The following is a 19,309-nucleotide window of genomic DNA, read 5'->3' on the forward strand; positions in this document are numbered from 1 at the left end:
ATATTTGGATTGATTCATCAATAATTTACTAGCAATCATCAACTAATTAAAGTTCACTTGATTCTTTAAGTTTTTCTGTGTTTTCTACCAACATTAATTCATCAATAATTTTTTGAATATCACCATTCATGATATTTGACAAATCATATAACGTTAATCCAATTCGGTGGTCAGTTACACGACCTTGTGGGTAGTTGTAAGTTCTAATTTTAGCACTTCTATCTCCTGAAGACACCATACTTTTTCGACGCGCCGAATCTGCAGCCATTTTCTTCTCTAATTCTCTTTCGTATAAACGCGAACGCAATACTTTCAAGGCTTTTTCTAAGTTTTTATGCTGTGATTTTTGATCTTGACAACTTACAATAATCCCTGTTGGTTCGTGATGGAGTTTAATCGCTGAATAAGTAGTGTTTACACTTTGTCCTCCTGGTCCTGTTGAAGTAGTACGTTCAATACGTACATCTTGCATATCCAATTCTACATCAAATTCTTCTGCTTCAGGAAGAACCATTACAGTAGCAGCACTTGTGTGTACTCGCCCTTGCGTTTCTGTTTGCGGAACACGTTGTACACGATGTACTCCTGCTTCAAACTTCATTGTACCGTATACATCTTCTCCAGAAACTTCAAAAATGATTTCTTTAAAGCCTCCTGAAGTTCCTTCACTATAATCTACAACACTTACATTCCATCCTCGTCCTTCACAATATTTCGTGTACATACGGTGTAAGTCTCCTGCAAAAATACTTGCTTCATCTCCACCTGTTCCTGCACGTACTTCTACTACGACATTTTTGCTATCTTCAGGATCTTTCGGAATCAATAAAAATTTAATTTCTTCTTCCAAAGCAGGCAAAGCTTCTTTTGCTTCATCCAACTGCATTTTTGCCATTTCCACCATTTCCGAATCACTTCCATCGGCTATTATTTCTTCCGCTTCTGAAATGTTGTCTAAAAGTTCTTTATACGTATCTCGTTTTTCAACTAATACTTTTAGGTCTTTGTATTCCTTATTGAGTTGGATATATCTTTTTTGGTCCGCAATAATATCAGGCTGAATGATTAGGTCATTTACCTCATCAAAGCGCTGTTTTACGATTTCTAATTTTTCTATCATGAAACTTGTTCTTTTACAGGTTTGCAAATTTACAATTTTTATTGATTGTTTATCGTTTTATATAATAGTTCTAAAATACTTTCTTTAGTGACGTCAATTTCTTCTTTATAAAATTGATTTATCTGACTTTATATTGTAATTTAACACAGAATACATAATAATTAACCAAAAATTTTTACAGATGAAAAAAAGAAGTTTACACGCACTACAATTGAACAAAAGAAGCATTTCCTCCTTAAAGAACATTGTAAAAGGTGGGTTGCGTACACCTTTAGATAGTGATTGTTCGTCATTCGGTAATGGAGAATGTGAAGAAACCTACTGCAACTGTCAAAAGAACTAGCAGCACGCATATATTGTTAGTATATAACTGCATTGTTTTCTACTGAAAATGATGCAGTTATTTTATGAACATTACTTTTATTACGGATTTTCCATAATTTATTTCTAGAGTTTTTGGCTAGCTTAGCGTTCTTTAACCACAAACCTAGAAATCATGAAAAAAAGAAAAGTTAACTTAAAACAACTATCCTTAAAAAAATCAAGAGTTGCTTCATTGGAATCAAACAGTGTGACTGGAGGATACCAATCTTGGACAGGTACTGCTGAGCCTTGCTTCTCTGATTTTGATTGCGGGACATTTTATGGATGTAATGTAACAAACGGTTGCCCTGTAGAAACTGATGGTTGTCCAGTTCAAACTGACGGATGCCCTAGCCCAACGCAAGGATGTCCTCCAGCGACACTTTTATGTCAATCTCATTCAGTATGTCCTCCAGGAGTATACTGCTACTAAAATATGTTTATTTAAAATGGAAAAGGCTCTTGGGCAACTGCTTGAGAGTCTTTTTTTTTGTTCAAAAAGTACGCACAATGAAAATACCAATTCTAAAAATCATTGTATTTTTGAACGTATGAATCCAGCTAATGAAATAAATAAAATAGCTCTTGGTGGTAGCTGCCATTGGTGTACCGAGGCGATATTTCAATCGTTAATAGGTGTTGCCGATGTAGCTCAAGGTTGGGTACAATCAATAAACGAAAATGACTCGTTTTCGGAAGCTGTGATTGTGAAGTTTTCTCCATCAGTGATTCCTTTAAAGGTATTGATTGAAATACATTTGCGTACACACAAATCAACTGTACACCATTCTATGCGTACTAAATACCGTTCTGCAATATATTATTACACTGAAACGCAACGAGATACAATAGTTGATATTTTGAAAGAACTTCAAAAAAGTTTCAATCAAAAAATCATTACACAAGTTTTACCTTTTGTAGCATTTAAAGCTTCTCGTGAAGAAATTACCAATTATTACTATTCAAACCCGCAGAAACCTTTTTGTAGACAATTTATCCATCCGAAACTACAATTATTAGTAAAAGAGTTTTCTTCATTCACTTCTAAAGAAAAGTTACAGCATTTACATGCCTAAAGTTACCTAATGAATTAATTGTAATACAATTTAAAATCTGTACACAACCTATAAGTTCATTGATTTTCTAATGATACTCAAACGTTCCGTACTCACTAGAAATAGTCAACTTTTTAGCATCAGCAGCCTCTACCCTGCCTACGATTTGTGCATCTACATTGAATGATTGGGAAATCGATATAATATCTTCTGCTATTTCTGGAGCAACATACAATTCCATACGATGTCCACAATTAAACACCTGATACATTTCTTTCCAATCTGTATTAGATTGTTCTTGAATCAATTTGAATAATGGCGGGATATTAAACATGTTATCTTTTATAATATGAAGATTATCCACAAAATGTAATATTTTGGTTTGCGCTCCACCACTACAATGTACCATTCCATGAACTTCTGTCGCGGTATATGTATCTAAAATGCGTTTGATAATTGGCGCATAAGTTCGTGTAGGAGACAGCACTAATTTTCCAGCATCAATTGGCGAACCGTCCACATCATCTGTCAATTTTACATTCCCAGAATAGATTAATTCAGCAGGAACTTTATCATCAAAGCTTTCTGGATATTTTTCTGCCAGATACTTGTGAAATACATCATGACGTGCAGACGTCAATCCGTTACTTCCCATACCTCCATTATAAGATTTTTCATAGGTTGCTTGCCCAAAGGAAGCCAGTCCTACAATGACATCTCCTGCTTTAATATTTGCATTATCAATTACATCCGTACGTTTCATTCGAGCCGTTACTGTAGAATCAACAATAATGGTACGTACTAGATCGCCTACATCTGCGGTTTCTCCTCCTGTAGAATGGATTGTTACTCCAAAATCTTTTAACTCTTGAATAAGTTCCTCACTTCCATTAATGATTGCCGAAATAACGTCTCCAGGAATGTTGTTTTTGTTTCTTCCTATGGTTGACGAAAGCATAATATTATCTGTTGCACCCACACACAATAAGTCATCAATATTCATGATTAATGCGTCTTGAGCAATTCCTTTCCAAACAGACAAGTCGCCCGTTTCTTTCCAATACATATATGCTAGTGACGATTTTGTACCTGCACCGTCGGCATGCATAATCAAACAATAATCTTCGTCATTCGTTAAATAATCGGGAACAATTTTACAGAACGCTTTAGGGAATAGTCCTTTGTCTATATTTTTGATTGCGTTATGCACATCTTCTTTGGATGCTGAAACGCCACGCATGGCGTAACGTTTGGATACTTCTTGACTCATAGTTGTGGTGTTGTGCTGCAAATATACTTTTCTTTTTTAGAATGATGAAGTATTGAGAGCGGTAGAATTTTCACTTTTCATTATTAATTTTTAAACAAAGTTCTTTTCAAAACAGATACTTTCTGCAATACCTACATACTGATCGTAATTTGGAATACGCTTATATTTATTCTTCTCATAAAAACGCATAGCCTCAGGCAGCATTGTTCCTGTTTCTAATATACAACGAGTATTTCCCAATTCTTTTGCCCATTCTTCCAAAGCCAATAAAACCATTTTCCCTAAGTTTTTTCCTTGATATTGAACATGTATATACATACGTTTAATTTCTACCGTAGTAGTTGAATATTTTTTAAATGCCCCACAACCAATAGGCATTTCTTTTTTGTATAAGACAATCACATGATCCAGATGTTGCAACCCGTTGAACTGACTAAAAAAATCATCACTTTCTCCATTTCTAATCGTTAGAAATGCATCTAATTTTTTGACCAATTCCACAAAGTCTACATTTTTTGAGTTTGTACGCTTGATATAAAAGTCCATTTGAAGTGTATTAAAAAATCCCGCTAAATAGCGGGATTTGATGTGATTATCTAGTGAATAATAATTCTCTGTATTTAACCAATGGCCATAAGTTATCGTCAACTAATAACTCCAACTTATCACAGTGATAACGAATTTCGTCAAAGAAAGGTTTTACTTTATTACAATACGCTTCAGCCGCTTTTTGCCCTTCTAGTTGGTTGGCATTTCTACGTTCTTCAGTCATTGCATTAATTTTAGAGTTAATTTCAGCAATATGTCCCGAAATTTTCTCAATTAAGTCAATTTGTTCTGCTGCTAATTTTTTAAACTCTTTCCCAAAAATTTCTTTTAAACCACTTACGTTTTCAATCAATGTATTTTGATAACTCACAGCAGTTGGTATCACATGATTTCGTGCTATATCACCTAATACACGCCCTTCAATTTGAATACGCATAATATAGTCTTCCAATTCGATTTCGTGACGTGCTTCTACCTCTACCTTACTCATAACATTCATTTCTTCATAAAGAGCGATTGTTTTTTTCGAAATCTGCGCTTTTAATGCTTCTGGCGTAGTCTTATTATTACTCAAACCTCTCTTCGCTGCCTCTTTTTCCCAAGCTTCACCATAACCGTTTCCTTCAAAACGAATTTTCTTAGATTGTTTGATGTATTCTCGAAGAATGTTGAAAATAGCTTCATCTTTCTTCAAATCTTTTTTAGCAATCAAAGCATCTACTTCTTCTTTAAAGTCTTTTAATTGTTTTGCCATAATCGTGTTTAGCACAGTCATCGGTCCGGCACAGTTTGCCCAAGAACCTACAGCGCGAAGCTCAAACTTATTTCCAGTGAAAGCAAATGGAGAAGTTCTATTTCTATCTGTATTGTCAAGTAGAATTTCTGGAATTTTACCTACAATATTCAGTTTTAAATCTGTTTTTTCTTGTGGAGACAATTTCCCTTTGGTAACATTTTCTAACTCATCTAAAACCGCCGATAATTGCGACCCTATAAATACAGATATAATTGCAGGTGGAGCCTCGTTTGCTCCTAGACGATGATCGTTACTTGCGCTTGCAATAGTTGCTCTAATTAATTCTTCATTGTCATGAACCGCTTTGATAGTGTTGATGAAAAACGTTAAGAATTGTAGATTTTTCATTGGTGTTTTCCCAGGACTTAATAAGTTTACACCTGTATCAGTAGCCAATGACCAATTATTATGCTTTCCTGAACCATTGATTCCTGCAAATGGTTTTTCATGAAACAATACTTTAAATTGATGACGTTGCGACACTTTTTCCATCACATCCATTAATAACGAATTATGATCTACCGCCAAATTGGCTTCTTCAAATATTGGTGCCAACTCAAACTGGTTTGGAGCTACTTCGTTATGACGCGTTTTTACTGGAATTCCTAGCAACATACATTCATTTTCTAAATCACGCATAAAACTCATTACACGACTAGGAATAGATCCAAAATAGTGATCGTCTAGCTGTTGTCCTTTTGCTGGTGAATGCCCTAATAACGTTCTTCCTGTCAAAATGATATCTGGTCTTGCAGCAGCTAATGCAGAGTCTATTAGAAAATATTCTTGTTCCCAACCTAAAGAAGCATTCACTTTTGACACATTTTTATCAAAATATTTACACACATCAGTCGCTGCCTGATCTACTGCTTGCAAAGCTCTTAACAATGGTGCTTTATTATCTAGCGCTTCTCCGGTGTAAGCCACAAAAATAGTGGGAATACATAAAGTTGTTCCATATATAAATGCAGGTGATGTTGGATCCCATGCAGTATATCCTCTAGCCTCAAATGTATTTCGAATTCCTCCATTCGGAAAACTAGATGCGTCTGGTTCTTGCTGTACTAATTGTCCTCCACCAAATTTTTCCATAGAACGCCCATTTCCAATGGTTTCAAAAAAGGCGTCATGCTTTTCTGCGGTAGCACCTGTAAGTGGTTGAAACCAGTGAGTGTAATGTGTAGCACCTTTACTGATTGCCCACTCTTTCATCCCTGTGGAAATATGATCAGCAATTTTTCTGTCAATCTTTGTTCCAAATTGAATAGCATTCATCACACTTTTATAAGCATCTTTTGTAAGATGTTGTAGCATCGCATGTTCGTTGAATACATGATCACCAAAAATTTCTGAGCGACGTTTCGTTTCTTCAACTTTCACGGGTTTTCTATTAAGTGTTTCCTTTAATGCATTAAATCTGATTGTAGACATTACTTTATTTTTTAATTTTTATCCATTTTAAAGCGTAAAATTACAAAAAAGTCATTTTATAATGAAATAACCCCTTTATTTTTAGGGGATGTTAACAACTATTTAATAATTAAATTAAAATTAACCTCTATTTTTTTAATGTTCAATATGAAATTAATTTATATTTGCTTTGTAATTATTAATGCGAATTCTTATTTATTATGAGCAAATCTAAATTAGAATACATTTGGTTGGATGGATACTTTCCAACACAAAATATGAGAAGTAAAACTAAAATTGAAGAAAATTTTAGTGGAAAGTTAGAAGATTGTCCAATTTGGTCTTTTGATGGTTCTTCTACGAAGCAAGCCGAAGGCGGATCTTCAGATTGTTTATTGAAACCAGTTGCTATTTATCCTGATCCTGCAAGAAGAGATGGATATTTAGTTATGACTGAGGTTTTAAATGCAGATGGAACTCCGCACGAATCTAACGCAAGAGCTACTATTGAGGATGAAGATAATGATTACTGGTTTGGATTTGAGCAAGAGTATTTTATCATGGATACCAAAACACAAAAACCTTTAGGATTCCCTATTGGTGGTTATCCAGCTCCACAAGGATTGTATTACTGTTCTGTTGGTGGAAAAAATACTCATGGAAGACAATTTGTAGAAGAGCATGCAAATTTATGCATTGATGCTGGATTAAATTTTGAAGGAATCAACCAAGAAGTTGCTTGTGGACAGTGGGAATTTCAATTATTTGCTAAAGGAGCTCGCAAAGCAGGTGACGAAATTTGGATAGCACGCTATTTACTAGACCGTTTGACAGAAAAATATGGATACTACATTGAATATCACCCTAAACCATTAGGAAAAGATATGGACTGGAATGGTTCTGGTATGCATGCTAACTTTTCAAATAGCACCCTACGTACATGTGGAAGCCGAGAAGTGTATGAGAAAATTTGTGAAGCTTTCCGCCCTGTAGTAAAAGAGCATATTGCAGTATATGGTGAGTTTAACGACCAACGTTTAACAGGACATCATGAAACGGCTTCTATTAATGACTTTAGCTATGGAGTTTCTGATCGAGGAGCTTCTATTCGTATTCCAATTATTACTGTTGAAAAAGGTTGGAAAGGTTGGCTAGAAGATAGACGTCCTGCTTCTAACGGTGATCCTTACAAAATTGCAGGAAGAATTATTAAGACTGTAAAATCTGCAGGATATTAATTATCAGATATATTTATTCTAAAAAAAGAGCTTACTAAATGTAAGCTCTTTTTTTAATTTTAAAATACAGTATAAATAAAGAATATATACGCTAAAAATAACAATACTCCTTCATAACGTTCAATTCCGAATCTTTTAGGAACAAAAGCCATTGGAAATAGAATAAAAGCAAATCCTAACATCCAAAAAATATCCCTTGACAAAATTAGAGGTTCAACTACAGGAATTTCTGTAATAATTGCTGTAAGCCCTAAAACGGATGCAATATTGAAAATATTTGAACCAATTAAGTTTCCTAATGATATCGCTTTTTCCTTTTTGAAAGCTGCAATAACCGAAGCTGCCAATTCTGGGACACTTGTTCCTATTGCAATCATTGTAATAGATATAACTCCCTCACTAACACCCATTTGTAAAGCCACTGATTTTGCACCTTCTACTAAAAATTCTGATCCATAATACAAGGCTGCGCCACCAATAGCCAACCACACAACTATTTTGAGATATGATATAGTTGCTGCTGTAACATCTACTTCTTCCACTTCTATTTCGTCCTTATTATTTCTTGCAGAACGTATTAAAACAATTAAAAACAAAACTAAGCCACTAAGCAAAATGATTCCTTCCAAGCGTGTAAGCATATTTACGTCTCCGTTCCATAAAAAATAATAAATTGCTAGTGAAAAAATCATCAATACCGGCCAAGTCAAATTATAAAAAGTATTATTAACCGCTATAGGACCTATAATCGCTGTAATTCCGAGAACCAACCCTATATTGGCGATATTAGATCCAATAACATTGTTGATTGCAATTGCCGGTGAATCATTTAAAGCTGCATTCACACTTACCAATAATTCGGGGGCTGATGTGGCAAATGATACAACCGTAAGTCCTATGACCATTTTAGATATATTTAGCTTAAAAGACAGTCCGACAGAAGCTTTAACTAAAAATTCGCCTCCTGCAACTAGAAGCACAAGACCGAAAATTACATACGCAATGTTTTCCATTAAAAAATTTTTACTGCGAAGATACTATTTCCTTTTTGATGTTAAATAAACTATAAAATTCGTTGATTAACTATTTTTATAGTTGCGTAACTATTTTTTTAGTTTATATTTGTGATTAGATTAATTAAACTACGTATTTCAATCATGCAAAAATTAACAAATAAGGAAGAAGAGATTATGCATATTATCTGGAAGCTAGAAAAAGCTTTTGTTAAAGATATTATGGTAGAAATTCCTGCTAAAAAACCTCATTATAACACCTTATCGACTATTGTTAGAAATCTAGAAGAAAAAGGATATGTACATCATCACGCATACGGAAATACGCATCAATATTACCCAATTATTAGTAAAGAAGCATATCGAAAGAAGTATATGGCTTCTGCTATTCAACATTATTTTAATGATTCGTATAAGAATGTTGTTTCTTTTTTTGCTAAGGAAGAAAAAATTAGTGTTGAAGACTTAAAAGAGATTATTAATCTTATTGAAAAAGAGCAATCATGAGTGAAATTGTCTTATATTTTTTAAAGAGTGCCGGTTTATTAAGTTTATTTCTCGGATTGTATTTTTTCTTTCTTCGAAAAGAGACTTTTTTTAGTGAAAACCGTTTTTTCTTACTTGGAGGAATATTAGTGTCGTTGATTTTGCCTTTTTTAGTAATTATTAAGTATGTTGAAATTCCAGTAATTGCCAATACAACCAATGAATTGTTTTTTATAACAGAAACAACCATCGCTCCAGAAAAGGCTTCAATTTCATGGTGGCCCATAATAGGTTATACCTATCTGCTAGGGTTTTTTGTATGTTCTTTTAAGTTTATAATAGAGCTTTTTTCTTTACTCAAACTTCTGAAAACAACTAAAATATCAAAAAAATGCAACCAATTTATATATGTTGAAACTTCTACGGCTTTTACTCCTTTTTCTTTTTTTAACTACATCGTTTACAATCCCGATTTATACACTCATACAGAACTTGAGGCCATTTTAAAGCATGAACAAGCCCATAGTAGGCAACTACATTCACTAGATGTCTTTATTGCCAAACTGTATTGCATTTTCATGTGGTTTAATCCTCTTGCTTGGGTCTACAAAAAATTCATTTCACAAAACTTAGAGTTTTTAGCCGATCGTGCCGCAATTCAACAAAGCATTTCTAAAAAAGAATATCAACTGACATTATTGAAAGTTTCAGGCAATAGCTATTGTCCTGCACTGACCAATAATTTTTATAATTCATTAATCAAAAAGCGAATAGTTATGTTACAAAAAACACAATCCACACAATTCAATCGTTGGAAACAAGCATTAATTTTACCATTGTTAGTTGCCTTCGTACTTATGTTTAACACGCAAGTTATTGCCAAAGAAACTTCTTCTCCTGTTTCTACTACTGAATTTATATCGACAGAAAAAGCGATAGGCGATCTCGTTGTAGTCATTACAAAAAATACCACATTAGAAGAATTAAAAGCCTATAAAAAATTATTTTCTTCTCAAAAAATACAATTCAGCTACAGCAATGTTGATTTTAACTCTAAAGGAGAAATCCAGCGTATTTCTTTAAGTCTAACAGCAAAAAAATTGCAGACAGCGACTGGTGAGTTTAAAACAGATGAAGATAATGCAATTGGAGAGATTCAACTTGGCAAACGCAATGATGAGTTATTTATTCAATCGAATACATTTGCTGCTACCAATAAAGATGCATATGCTTATACCGTAAAATCTGAATTTATTGATGACAAAACTCAAAATAAGAAGTTCATTGTAAAGAAGATAGGAAAAGGAGATGCTAAAATAAATACTTGGATTCAAAAAGATAGTATCACAACTATTAATATTAGAGAAGGTGATGGAGAAGATATTATTATTATAAATGGCAAAAGAGTTTCTCCTGAAACTATAATAGAAGAAGAAATTGAAATCAAAAAAGGAGACAAAAATCTCTTCATTTATAGTAATAATGCCAACAATAAAAAGGAAGAAGAAGTAGAAATTGAGGTTATTAAAGAAAAGGACAATAAGATTGTTTTTAGAAACTCATCCAATGAACAGCCTTTAATTGTTATTGATGGAAAAGTATCAAACTCTGAAACAATGAATCAATTGGATGCTGATAAAATCAAAAGTGTGTCTGTACTCAAAGGAGAATCTGCTATTAGCAAATATGGCTCAAAAGCAAAAGATGGAGCTATTGAAATTATTACCAAAAAGAACTAAAACAAAATTATAGCCTATAACATTAGGTATAAATAAGCAATACAATTTTAGTATTGCTTATTTATACCTAACTTTTTGTATTTTTATACAAATGAAACAGTCTTTATTCCGAATATTAGCTAAAATCAATACACTTTTATTGCCTTCATTTACTAAAAAAAAGCTCGATTTGAGCAAGGCAACAAAATTTCAATTAGCAATCATTGCTTGGCGTTATTATGTCACAACCAATGCTTTAGACTAACACTTACGTATTCATTCATGGTAGTGAACATAAAAAAGTCTACAAACAATTTATTTTTTTACATTTTATTGTTTGTATTTATTCCAAAAAGAAATATATTTGCACCCGCAATAAGCCAATGGCCTCGTAGCATAACTGAATAGTGCACTTGATTACGGCTCAAGAGGTTGCAGGTTTGAATCCTGCCGAGGTCACGAATAAATGAAAAGCAAGCTAAAATAAATAGCTTGCTTTTTAATTTTAGTGCATTTTTCATTTTCAAAGCAGAGCTTTAAGGATAATGAGATAATATATGCATGAACTCTATTATATAGCTTCTCAATAGAGCAAGCCTGAGTAAACATTGCAAAAAATCTTCACAAATACAGTTGTGCAACGGCTACTTTTGTTCGCATTTGTTTTGTTAGAAGTATTATGAAAATAACTTGTCAAATTTTGGTGATGTAATATAATGTGCCTCGTCATAATCACTTATGAGACTTTCGCCATTTAATTTTTTTGCCATTGACCCGCGAGCTTGTGTAATTTCTAAAGGAGAAAAGTGTGGTGTATTCATACAACCTAAGTAAAATGTAATTACTTCTGGGTCAACATTTAAGTCAAATGCAAGATAGTTACTCAATTTTAAACTGTCTATCGTACCAGGCAATAACGATAAATTATAGACATTGAAGTATGATTGAGTAGTACTTGAATGTGTATTAACAAGTTCTTTTACTTCTAAACATCTTTCATAAGATAACTTAAGAATAGATTCGTCATCTTCAGGTCGACCAATTATTAAATTGAATGTTAGCATATCAATTTCCATTTCGGATAAAGATTTAATGATTGATTTCATAGAGTTAAAAGGCTTTAACTTTCTGAATAGTTTATTGTTATCATCAGATAAGTTCTCTAAAGGAATCGTAGCTCTGTAACAACCTTTTGTTCTATCCGGGTCTTTTCTTCGCCAAAACATCGTTTCTAATAATTCAAAATCTATGACTCCATTGTGTTCAAACTGACCAAACTCTAATCCGTTTGTAAACTCCCAAGAAAAATCCATTTCTCGTGCTAAACGAAACATGGATAATGTTTCTTCTCTTCCATTTTCATACATATATGAACCATTACCTCTTCGGTGTACTCTGGATAGTATGTTATCTTCTTGAAATAGCAACGTTGTAATTCCTTTCATTTTAAAATATTCAAAATGTTTTCTTATGGTATCCAATGTCATAAATCGAAATCTCCCTTTTGTTTGAGGAGTTGCACAGAAAGAACAAGCTTGTGCACACCCTCTTGATGTTTCAACGCTTATAAAAGGAGGTTTAATTCCATATGGAGGAATTCCTTCACCCGTATCCGTATAGGTAGATAAATTAACAATATCTAAATCTGGAGGTAGCATCGTAGCCACATTAAACTGCGTATTCTTTTTTAAAAAATTATTGTTATTGGTTTTGATATCTCCGTATGTATCTATATAGGATATATTAGGAATGTCATTTAATCCTTTTCTTTTGTAGATTGATTCAATGATTAAAGAAAAAGTTACTTCGCCTTCTCCTTTTACAACAATATCCGCACCATTTTTTAAATAATATAAAGGCACTACTGTAGCCTCAACACCTCCAATTACGATTGTTGCTTTTGGATTAATTCGTTCACAATATTTAGCTAAATCTGATATGATTTTTCGTGAATGCGTAAAGTTGGCACTTAACCCAATAATATCGCTTTCCAAAATTTTACCCTTGATAGATTCGAAAGGAATACCAATTCTATATTTATCTAATTGCAGTTCTCCATAATCAATGATTCCATAATGTGTTTTTTCAACAGCACCAACTTGCATATCAATTATTTCTATAGTTGATTTTATTCCTTTTAAGGATAATCTGTCTTCCAACCCAGCAGCAAGTGCCGTTAAAGAAGCTTTATGCATAAATGGTCTTACTGTTCCTAAAAACTCGTCTGTCCCATTTATAGATTGACCAGGAATTGGATTTGCTAATAATGTAACTTTCATTTTTTTATTAATTGTGTATATAATTTTTTAATTTGAATGATCTCAGCAAACTTGCTTGTCAATAAATAATCATAAACCGAATAAGAAACAGATTCAATTCAATAGGCAGTATTGTTATAATATGTATTTACACGATTATCAATATATAAATGCTCTGAAGCTCGGCTCGAAATATTCCCATGAATTCATTACTTATGCTTTGTAGACTTTTGTCACTAGGGAGTTAACTTCACAGCACAATTGTAGTAAGATGGCAGATGAAGTGATGTAAGCTTTTTTCTAATTGTAAATAATCGTGTTTTGCTCTGATTTTGATGTATTTCTAGCGTACCCTTTTATGGCTTTAAAAACCTACATGATTTAGCATACAACTGTTGAACTAACGTCAGATACTATTTGACCATAGTTAAACTTAATGATCCGTTCTGCTTTATGAAAGTACGTATCGTCATGCGTTACAGCAATTACTGTTTTCCCTTGCTTTTTGAGTGTCGGAATAATGATATTGTAGAAGTATGCTTTGAATTGTGGATCTTGCTCTGCTGCCCATTCATCAAGTATTACAATGTTTTTATTTTCTAACATACTATATATAAAAGCAATTCTTTTTTGCTGTCCTTTTGATACGTTTGTTTTTACTTTTTCTTCATGAATTTGGAAAATATTTTCTAGTTGCATTTCTTTGATTAATGCATTTAATTCTGGCTGCTTTTTTTCATAATCAAAACTATTGTAGTTCTCAGAAAAAAGATAATTGTCTGTAAAAATGCACGATATCTGATCTCGATAATAACTATAATTTTCTTCTGTAATCTGTTGATTATTTAAGAAGATTTTGCCATCTATCGGTTTGTAAAGACCTGCGAGTAACATTATAAAAGTACTTTTTCCACTTCCGTTACCTCCAGTAATAAAAATACTTTCTCCTTTTTGAATTGTTAGGTTAATGGGTTTTAGTTTGAATATTTGCTGTTTTTGTGCGTCATAATATTCAAAGGTTACATTTTCAAAACGTATCGATTCAAATTGTGCATTAAAGTCCGTCATATCTCCATGACTAAGCTTTTCCCCGAACTGTATCCCTAATGTCGTATTAAACTCTGTTATTCGAGCCATAGCTACATTCATTTTAGTTAATTCATACAGTGTCAAAACCAACCCTACGATGGGTGTTAATAGGTATAAAAAAGTAACTATAAAATTAATTCTGGCTTCGGACGACATTGGTATTGCAGCAGGTAATACAAATAGAATTATTCCTATGATAATGTATCCTGCATAACTTCCCATAAGATCATTTACCAAATATTTTGTCACTGTTTTTATAGTTAGTTCTTTGACTTTTTTTCTGTTTTGAGCTAAATACTCATTATAAATGGTATCGTTTCTTTTGGTGCTCATTTTGATTTCACGAAATCCTTTTAAAAAGTCATTGATGTTTTCTTCATATTCGTTTGCCAAATCTCTGGTCGTATTTAAATCGCGTTCTATACTAACATTTCGTACTGAATAAATAATGACCAATAGAAGTAATACTAAAAATACAATTACTGCTCCTGTGAGATGTACAAAAAATAAGTAAGCAACACCAATAATCACCATAATACTAGAGTTGAATACTTCTATAAAAATTTGTGGGAAGTTTTGTAATGTAGCAACATCTGCAAGCGCTGTTCTTACTTTTTCTTCTCCAAGATTTAGAAATTCTGTGTAGCTTTTTAATCGCAATTTGTTAAAGATTGATAAGTTTAATTCATTCCCTAATTCATATGTAAGCTTAATCATATACCCTTGAAAATAGCGAGCTACAATGAATGAAAAGATGATTAAACCTGTGTATAATAGCCAATCGTATTTTTCTGATACAAACGAAAGTGCTTCTCCTGTAATTTTTGTATTTATAAATAAAAGCAAGGTGGAAGCCCATAAAGCATTGACAATTCCTAAAAAACCTAGCCCTATGTAAAAGAGCTTAGATTTTTTATACAATAGTTTGAATAAATTCATGGTATACTACCTAGTTGTTGTTAATAAATGTTTTTATTTCTTTGAAAATACTTGCTATGTTTTCGTCTTCAAATATTGTGGTGTGATTTCCATCAACAGTGACATGACTAAAATTTGCCGTTGAGATTTTTTCCCAAGATTTCATCATGTTTTTGTCTGGATTTTCTTTTGCTTCAACAGCGAGAATATCAGAATGTAATAATCCTTTAAAACCATCGTACATTTTCACAATTTTAATGTTGTTGTATAATAAATTGTAGATTCTTTCTTTTGTGAATTCTGGCAAACCGTATTCTTTAATGGTTTCTTCTACTCCTTTTCTTATTTCTTTTTCTTCCAGCGTATTTGCTGTAATTTCACTATCGTTTAGTGGTCTATCAACCAAAATTAATTTTGCTGGAAATCCTGCGGTTTCAATATGTGCCACAACTTCTACCGCCAATGTAACACTCATAGAATATCCAAGGACAATATTTTGTTGTGTTTTGTGTAAATGAGGTGCAATGTCCAAAAACATACTTTCTGCCATTTTTTCGATACTTTCACTAAAGTTTTCTGTATCATCTTCTCCTTGATATTGAAGTCCAAAACAAGCTATTTTTTCAGTTTTCAATTGTTGTGCTAATGGCATATACATTAAAGGGTTTCCGATAACTGGCGGAATCATAAACATGGTAGAGTTTTTTATATGTACTTGATTTAGTGGAACAATAAGCGATGTTTGTTCACTATTTTTAGTTTGCAATAAAACGCTCAACCAATTTATGGTAGGATCAATCAGTAAGTCTTTCAGTTTTATTTCTTTTTTAAAAGTTGACCATAAAATACCTGTTAATCGCATGGCAGAGATTGATTGTCCTCCTAGATTAAAAAAGTTGTCGTATACTCCTATTTTTTCTATTCCTAACAATTCCTGCCAAATGGCAACCAATTGTTCTTCGATTTCATTTCTTGGTGAAACATATTCGGAATCATCAAAAGTAGTTATGGGAGTAGTAGCTAACTTTTTCTTGTCTATTTTTCCACTACTCGTTAATGGAAATTCTTCGAGTGTACCCCATATTTTTGGAATCATGTAATCTGGCAAGTATGCTGCTAAAAATAGTTCTATTTTTTCTACCGTAAGATTAGCTGTTTCTAGTATGTATCCTACTAATTGATTACTTCCTGTAGTGTCCTTTCTTGCCAATACACAACAATTGGAAATAGCTTCATGTTTTAATAACGTATTTTCTATTTCGCCTAGTTCTACACGATGACCTCTAATTTTTACCTGACTGTCTTTCCGTCCTATAAACGCTATATTTCCATCGGGTAACCATTTTGCTACATCTCCTGTTTTGTATAAGCGTTCGCCTGTTTTAAATGGATGTGCTATAAATTTTTCCTGAGTTAGTTTCTCTTGATTCAGATATCCTCTTGCCAATCCCGAACCTCCAATACATAATTCACCAATAACGCCTATTGGTAGTAGTCGTAATTCTTCATCTAAAATATATACCTCAACATTCGAGATGGGCTTTCCTATAGGAACAAAGTCCATAATTGTTCCCTCAAAAATTGTAGCGCATACGCTTGCTTCGGTAGGTCCGTATGCATTTATGTATCGACCACCATTTGACTGAAAGTGTTTTACTTGCGATAGCGGAGCTTCTTCTCCTCCAGTAATTAAAGTGTGTATACTTTGTAACTTTTCTATCGCTAACATCTTTATATATGCTGGAGGCAATAAGGTAATATGTATGTTATGATCATGTATATAACTTTCAAAGCGTCTAACATCATACTTGTCTGTTTCTTTAATGATATGTAAACTTCCTCCACTCAAAATAGCTGACAAGATTTCCCAAACAGAGGCATCAAAACATTGATTTGCAAATTGTAAACAATTGGTACTTTCTTTCATTTGGAAAGCATTTATTAGCGACAGTACTGTATTGGCAATTCCATTGTGTTGTATTAGAACACCTTTTGGTGTGCCAGTACTTCCTGAGGTATAAATAATATATGCTAATGAACTTGCTTCAATGGAAATCGTTGGTGCTGTAGTAGTGTATTTCGTTTTTTCTTGTTGATAACGTACCGTAAATACTTCATCAATGATGAGTTTGCAATTACTATCGTTTTCTATATAGTCAATTCGAGCTTTAGGATATGCTGGATCGATTGGAATGTATACACCGCCTGATTTTAAGATTCCTAATATATACACAATCCAAAAATCATTTCGTTTTACCTTTAATCCTATAAAATCTTCTACTTCTATTTTATGATTAGCTACTAAGTAGTTTGCAAAACGATTGGAAGCCAATTCTAATTCTTCGTAGGTAAGTGAATTGCCCTCATACATAATAGCTACTGCTTTTGGCGTTTTGAAAGCTTGTGTTCTAAATAAATCTACAAGAGTTTTATTTTTTGGAAATACCTCGGTGGTAGCGTTGAACTCATAAAGTAGTTTATTTTTTTCTTCTTTTGTTAATATTTGTATTGCAGAAATGGATTGATGAATGTTAGCGGTACATTTTTTTAATAATTCGTAGTAATGCCTCAACATATTGTGAATAGTGTCTTCTTTAAATAATGCTGTGCTATATTCAATACCTAAAGAAATTCCATTACTATTTTCTACCACATTCAAACTTAAATCAAACTTTGCTGTAGTGTTTTTACTTTCTAATAAAGATACTTTGACTCCATGCAGGTCAAATTCAGAAGCGTCAGGAGTATTTTGCACCACAAACATCACTTGAAATAACGGATTCGTCCGTATGTCTCGAGTTGCTTCCACGGTATCAACTACTTTTTCAAAAGGTGCCAACTGATGGTCGTATCCGTTTAAAGTTGTTATTTTTACCCTATTTAATAGTTCTTTGAAAGTCGGATTACCGCTCAAGTCTGTTCGCAATGCTAATGTATTTACAAAAAAACCTATCATTTCTTCTAATTCCGACTGTGTACGGTTTGCGATAGGGGTTCCAATACAAATATCTTTTTGCCCGCTATATTTTGATAATAGTAGTTTAAAAACAGTTGCTAGAAACATGAATAACGTAACTCCTTCTTCTTTACAAATCATATGTATACGATTGTATACTTCTGTTGCTATTGGAAAATTAGAAATAGTAGCGCCCGTTGTATGTCGTTTTGATGTGCGAGGATAATCTAAAGGTAATTCTAATGGTTGCACACCTGATAAGTTTGATTTCCAATAGGTTAATTGCTTGTCAAGATATTGTTTTTCTACGATGTTTCGCTGCCAAAATGCAATATCTGAATAGTGCAATGATAATTTAGAAAGATTTGGTCTTTTCCCTTTTATTAACGCATTGTAAATGCTCATGAATTCTTGTGTAAGAATCTTTTCCGACCAACCATCACTAGCAATATGGTGAAAGACCAAAACTAGTACATGCTCAGTTTTACTCAGATTATAAATACAGGCTCTAAACATATAATCTTTTGATAGATTGAAAGGAGTTTCTATAAATTGATGGATGTTTTCTTCAAGAATTGTTTTTGAAGTTGTTCCTGCTTTTTTTAAACTCCATGCTGATGAAGACAGTATTTTTTGATATCCTGTTCCACCATGTGAATAGATAACTGTCCGCAATGTTTCATGACGATTTACAATAGTATGTAATGTTTTTTCGATAATTGCTATATCTAACGCCCCTGATACTTGTAATACAATGGGAATGTGATAATTTGCACTGTTGCCTTGTAGCTGATCTAACAACCACATTCGTTCTTGTCCAAAAGACAAAGGTATTCGCTCAGTAGCACCATAGGCATGCGAAGTAATTTTTACAAGTTTTTCACTATTTTCTCTCCCTTGAAATTTTTCTAAGTACTGAATAATCTGTTCTTTATTCGTCTTAATTTTGTGAAGCAAATCTCTATCAATAGCAACATCCGATTTTGCTGTTAAAGCACCATTATTTAGGACTAACTTGATTCCTTTTTCTTTACCTTCTTTTAAAATAGATATGACATTATTTTCCATAC

Annotated in this window: 15 protein-coding genes and 1 tRNA gene; 8 read left to right on the forward strand and 8 right to left on the reverse strand. The window is 32.9% G+C overall.

The features are described from left to right. Nucleotides 1-46 precede the first annotated feature (46 nt). Nucleotides 47-1,120, reverse strand: coding sequence for a peptide chain release factor 1 (gene prfA / locus AA088_RS15720; RefSeq protein WP_046745991.1), 1,074 nt, complete (start codon nucleotides 1,118-1,120; stop codon nucleotides 47-49). Between the two features lie 181 nt (nucleotides 1,121-1,301). On the opposite strand from prfA, the gene AA088_RS18475 reads away from it, so the two are divergent. From AA088_RS18475 to AA088_RS15730, 3 genes are all read left to right on the forward strand, one after another. Continuing rightward, nucleotides 1,302-1,463 (forward strand): hypothetical protein, encoded by a 162-nt coding sequence (locus AA088_RS18475; RefSeq protein WP_157547276.1) that lies wholly within the window; start codon nucleotides 1,302-1,304, stop codon nucleotides 1,461-1,463. Between the two features lie 153 nt (nucleotides 1,464-1,616). Beyond that, complete coding sequence (locus tag AA088_RS15725) at nucleotides 1,617-1,916, forward strand: hypothetical protein (RefSeq protein WP_046745992.1); 300 nt, start codon at nucleotides 1,617-1,619, stop codon at nucleotides 1,914-1,916. Nucleotides 1,917-2,034: 118 nt separating this feature from the next. Further along, a complete protein-coding gene (locus tag AA088_RS15730; protein ID WP_046746008.1) occupies nucleotides 2,035-2,559 on the forward strand; it encodes a peptide-methionine (S)-S-oxide reductase in 525 nt (174 codons plus the stop codon). Between the two features lie 67 nt (nucleotides 2,560-2,626). Here the strand turns inward: AA088_RS15730 and AA088_RS15735 are convergent, their stop codons facing one another. The 3 genes from AA088_RS15735 to AA088_RS15745 form a co-directional block, all read right to left on the reverse strand. Continuing rightward, a complete protein-coding gene (locus tag AA088_RS15735) occupies nucleotides 2,627-3,808 on the reverse strand; it encodes an AIR synthase related protein (protein WP_046745993.1) in 1,182 nt (393 codons plus the stop codon). A gap of 90 nt (nucleotides 3,809-3,898) precedes the next feature. Next, a complete protein-coding gene (locus AA088_RS15740; protein WP_046745994.1) occupies nucleotides 3,899-4,354 on the reverse strand; it encodes a GNAT family N-acetyltransferase in 456 nt (151 codons plus the stop codon). A 46-nt stretch (nucleotides 4,355-4,400) separates the two neighbouring features. Next, a complete protein-coding gene (locus AA088_RS15745) occupies nucleotides 4,401-6,584 on the reverse strand; it encodes a glutamine synthetase III family protein (RefSeq protein WP_046745995.1) in 2,184 nt (727 codons plus the stop codon). A 200-nt stretch (nucleotides 6,585-6,784) separates the two neighbouring features. Between AA088_RS15745 and AA088_RS15750 the strand changes: the two genes are divergently transcribed. Next, a complete protein-coding gene (locus AA088_RS15750) occupies nucleotides 6,785-7,801 on the forward strand; it encodes a glutamine synthetase beta-grasp domain-containing protein (RefSeq protein ID WP_046745996.1) in 1,017 nt (338 codons plus the stop codon). A 59-nt stretch (nucleotides 7,802-7,860) separates the two neighbouring features. Here the strand turns inward: AA088_RS15750 and AA088_RS15755 are convergent, their stop codons facing one another. Beyond that, nucleotides 7,861-8,814, reverse strand: coding sequence for a calcium/sodium antiporter (locus tag AA088_RS15755; RefSeq protein WP_046745997.1), 954 nt, complete (start codon nucleotides 8,812-8,814; stop codon nucleotides 7,861-7,863). Nucleotides 8,815-8,958: 144 nt separating this feature from the next. On the opposite strand from AA088_RS15755, the gene AA088_RS15760 reads away from it, so the two are divergent. The 4 genes from AA088_RS15760 to AA088_RS15775 all read left to right on the forward strand — a co-directional run bounded on the left by AA088_RS15760 (nucleotide 8,959) and on the right by AA088_RS15775 (nucleotide 11,477). Continuing rightward, complete coding sequence (locus tag AA088_RS15760) at nucleotides 8,959-9,321, forward strand: BlaI/MecI/CopY family transcriptional regulator (RefSeq protein ID WP_046745998.1); 363 nt, start codon at nucleotides 8,959-8,961, stop codon at nucleotides 9,319-9,321. Next, a complete protein-coding gene (locus AA088_RS17800) occupies nucleotides 9,318-11,039 on the forward strand; it encodes a M56 family metallopeptidase (RefSeq protein ID WP_052752930.1) in 1,722 nt (573 codons plus the stop codon). Before AA088_RS15760 ends, AA088_RS17800 begins: the two co-directional genes overlap by 4 nt. 91 nt (nucleotides 11,040-11,130) lie before the next feature. After that, complete coding sequence (locus AA088_RS15770) at nucleotides 11,131-11,283, forward strand: hypothetical protein (protein ID WP_046745999.1); 153 nt, start codon at nucleotides 11,131-11,133, stop codon at nucleotides 11,281-11,283. 120 nt (nucleotides 11,284-11,403) lie between these two features. Beyond that, nucleotides 11,404-11,477, forward strand: a tRNA-Arg gene (locus AA088_RS15775). A gap of 218 nt (nucleotides 11,478-11,695) precedes the next feature. On the opposite strand, the gene AA088_RS15780 is transcribed toward AA088_RS15775, so the two are convergent. From AA088_RS15780 to AA088_RS15790, 3 genes are all read right to left on the reverse strand, one after another. After that, on the reverse strand, nucleotides 11,696-13,297 hold the full coding sequence (locus AA088_RS15780; RefSeq protein WP_046746000.1) for a B12-binding domain-containing radical SAM protein: 1,602 nt from the start codon (nucleotides 13,295-13,297) through the stop codon (nucleotides 11,696-11,698). A gap of 360 nt (nucleotides 13,298-13,657) precedes the next feature. Next, the gene (locus AA088_RS15785; protein ID WP_046746001.1) at nucleotides 13,658-15,304 is read right to left on the reverse strand and encodes an ATP-binding cassette domain-containing protein; all 1,647 of its coding nucleotides are present in this window, start codon (nucleotides 15,302-15,304) and stop codon (nucleotides 13,658-13,660) included. 10 nt (nucleotides 15,305-15,314) lie between these two features. Then, nucleotides 15,315-19,307 (reverse strand): non-ribosomal peptide synthetase, encoded by a 3,993-nt coding sequence (locus AA088_RS15790; RefSeq protein WP_046746002.1) that lies wholly within the window; start codon nucleotides 19,305-19,307, stop codon nucleotides 15,315-15,317. Nucleotides 19,308-19,309: the final 2 nt, after the last annotated feature.

The organism is Kordia zhangzhouensis (assembly GCF_001005305.1).
Lineage (GTDB): Bacteria > Bacteroidota > Bacteroidia > Flavobacteriales > Flavobacteriaceae > Kordia > Kordia zhangzhouensis.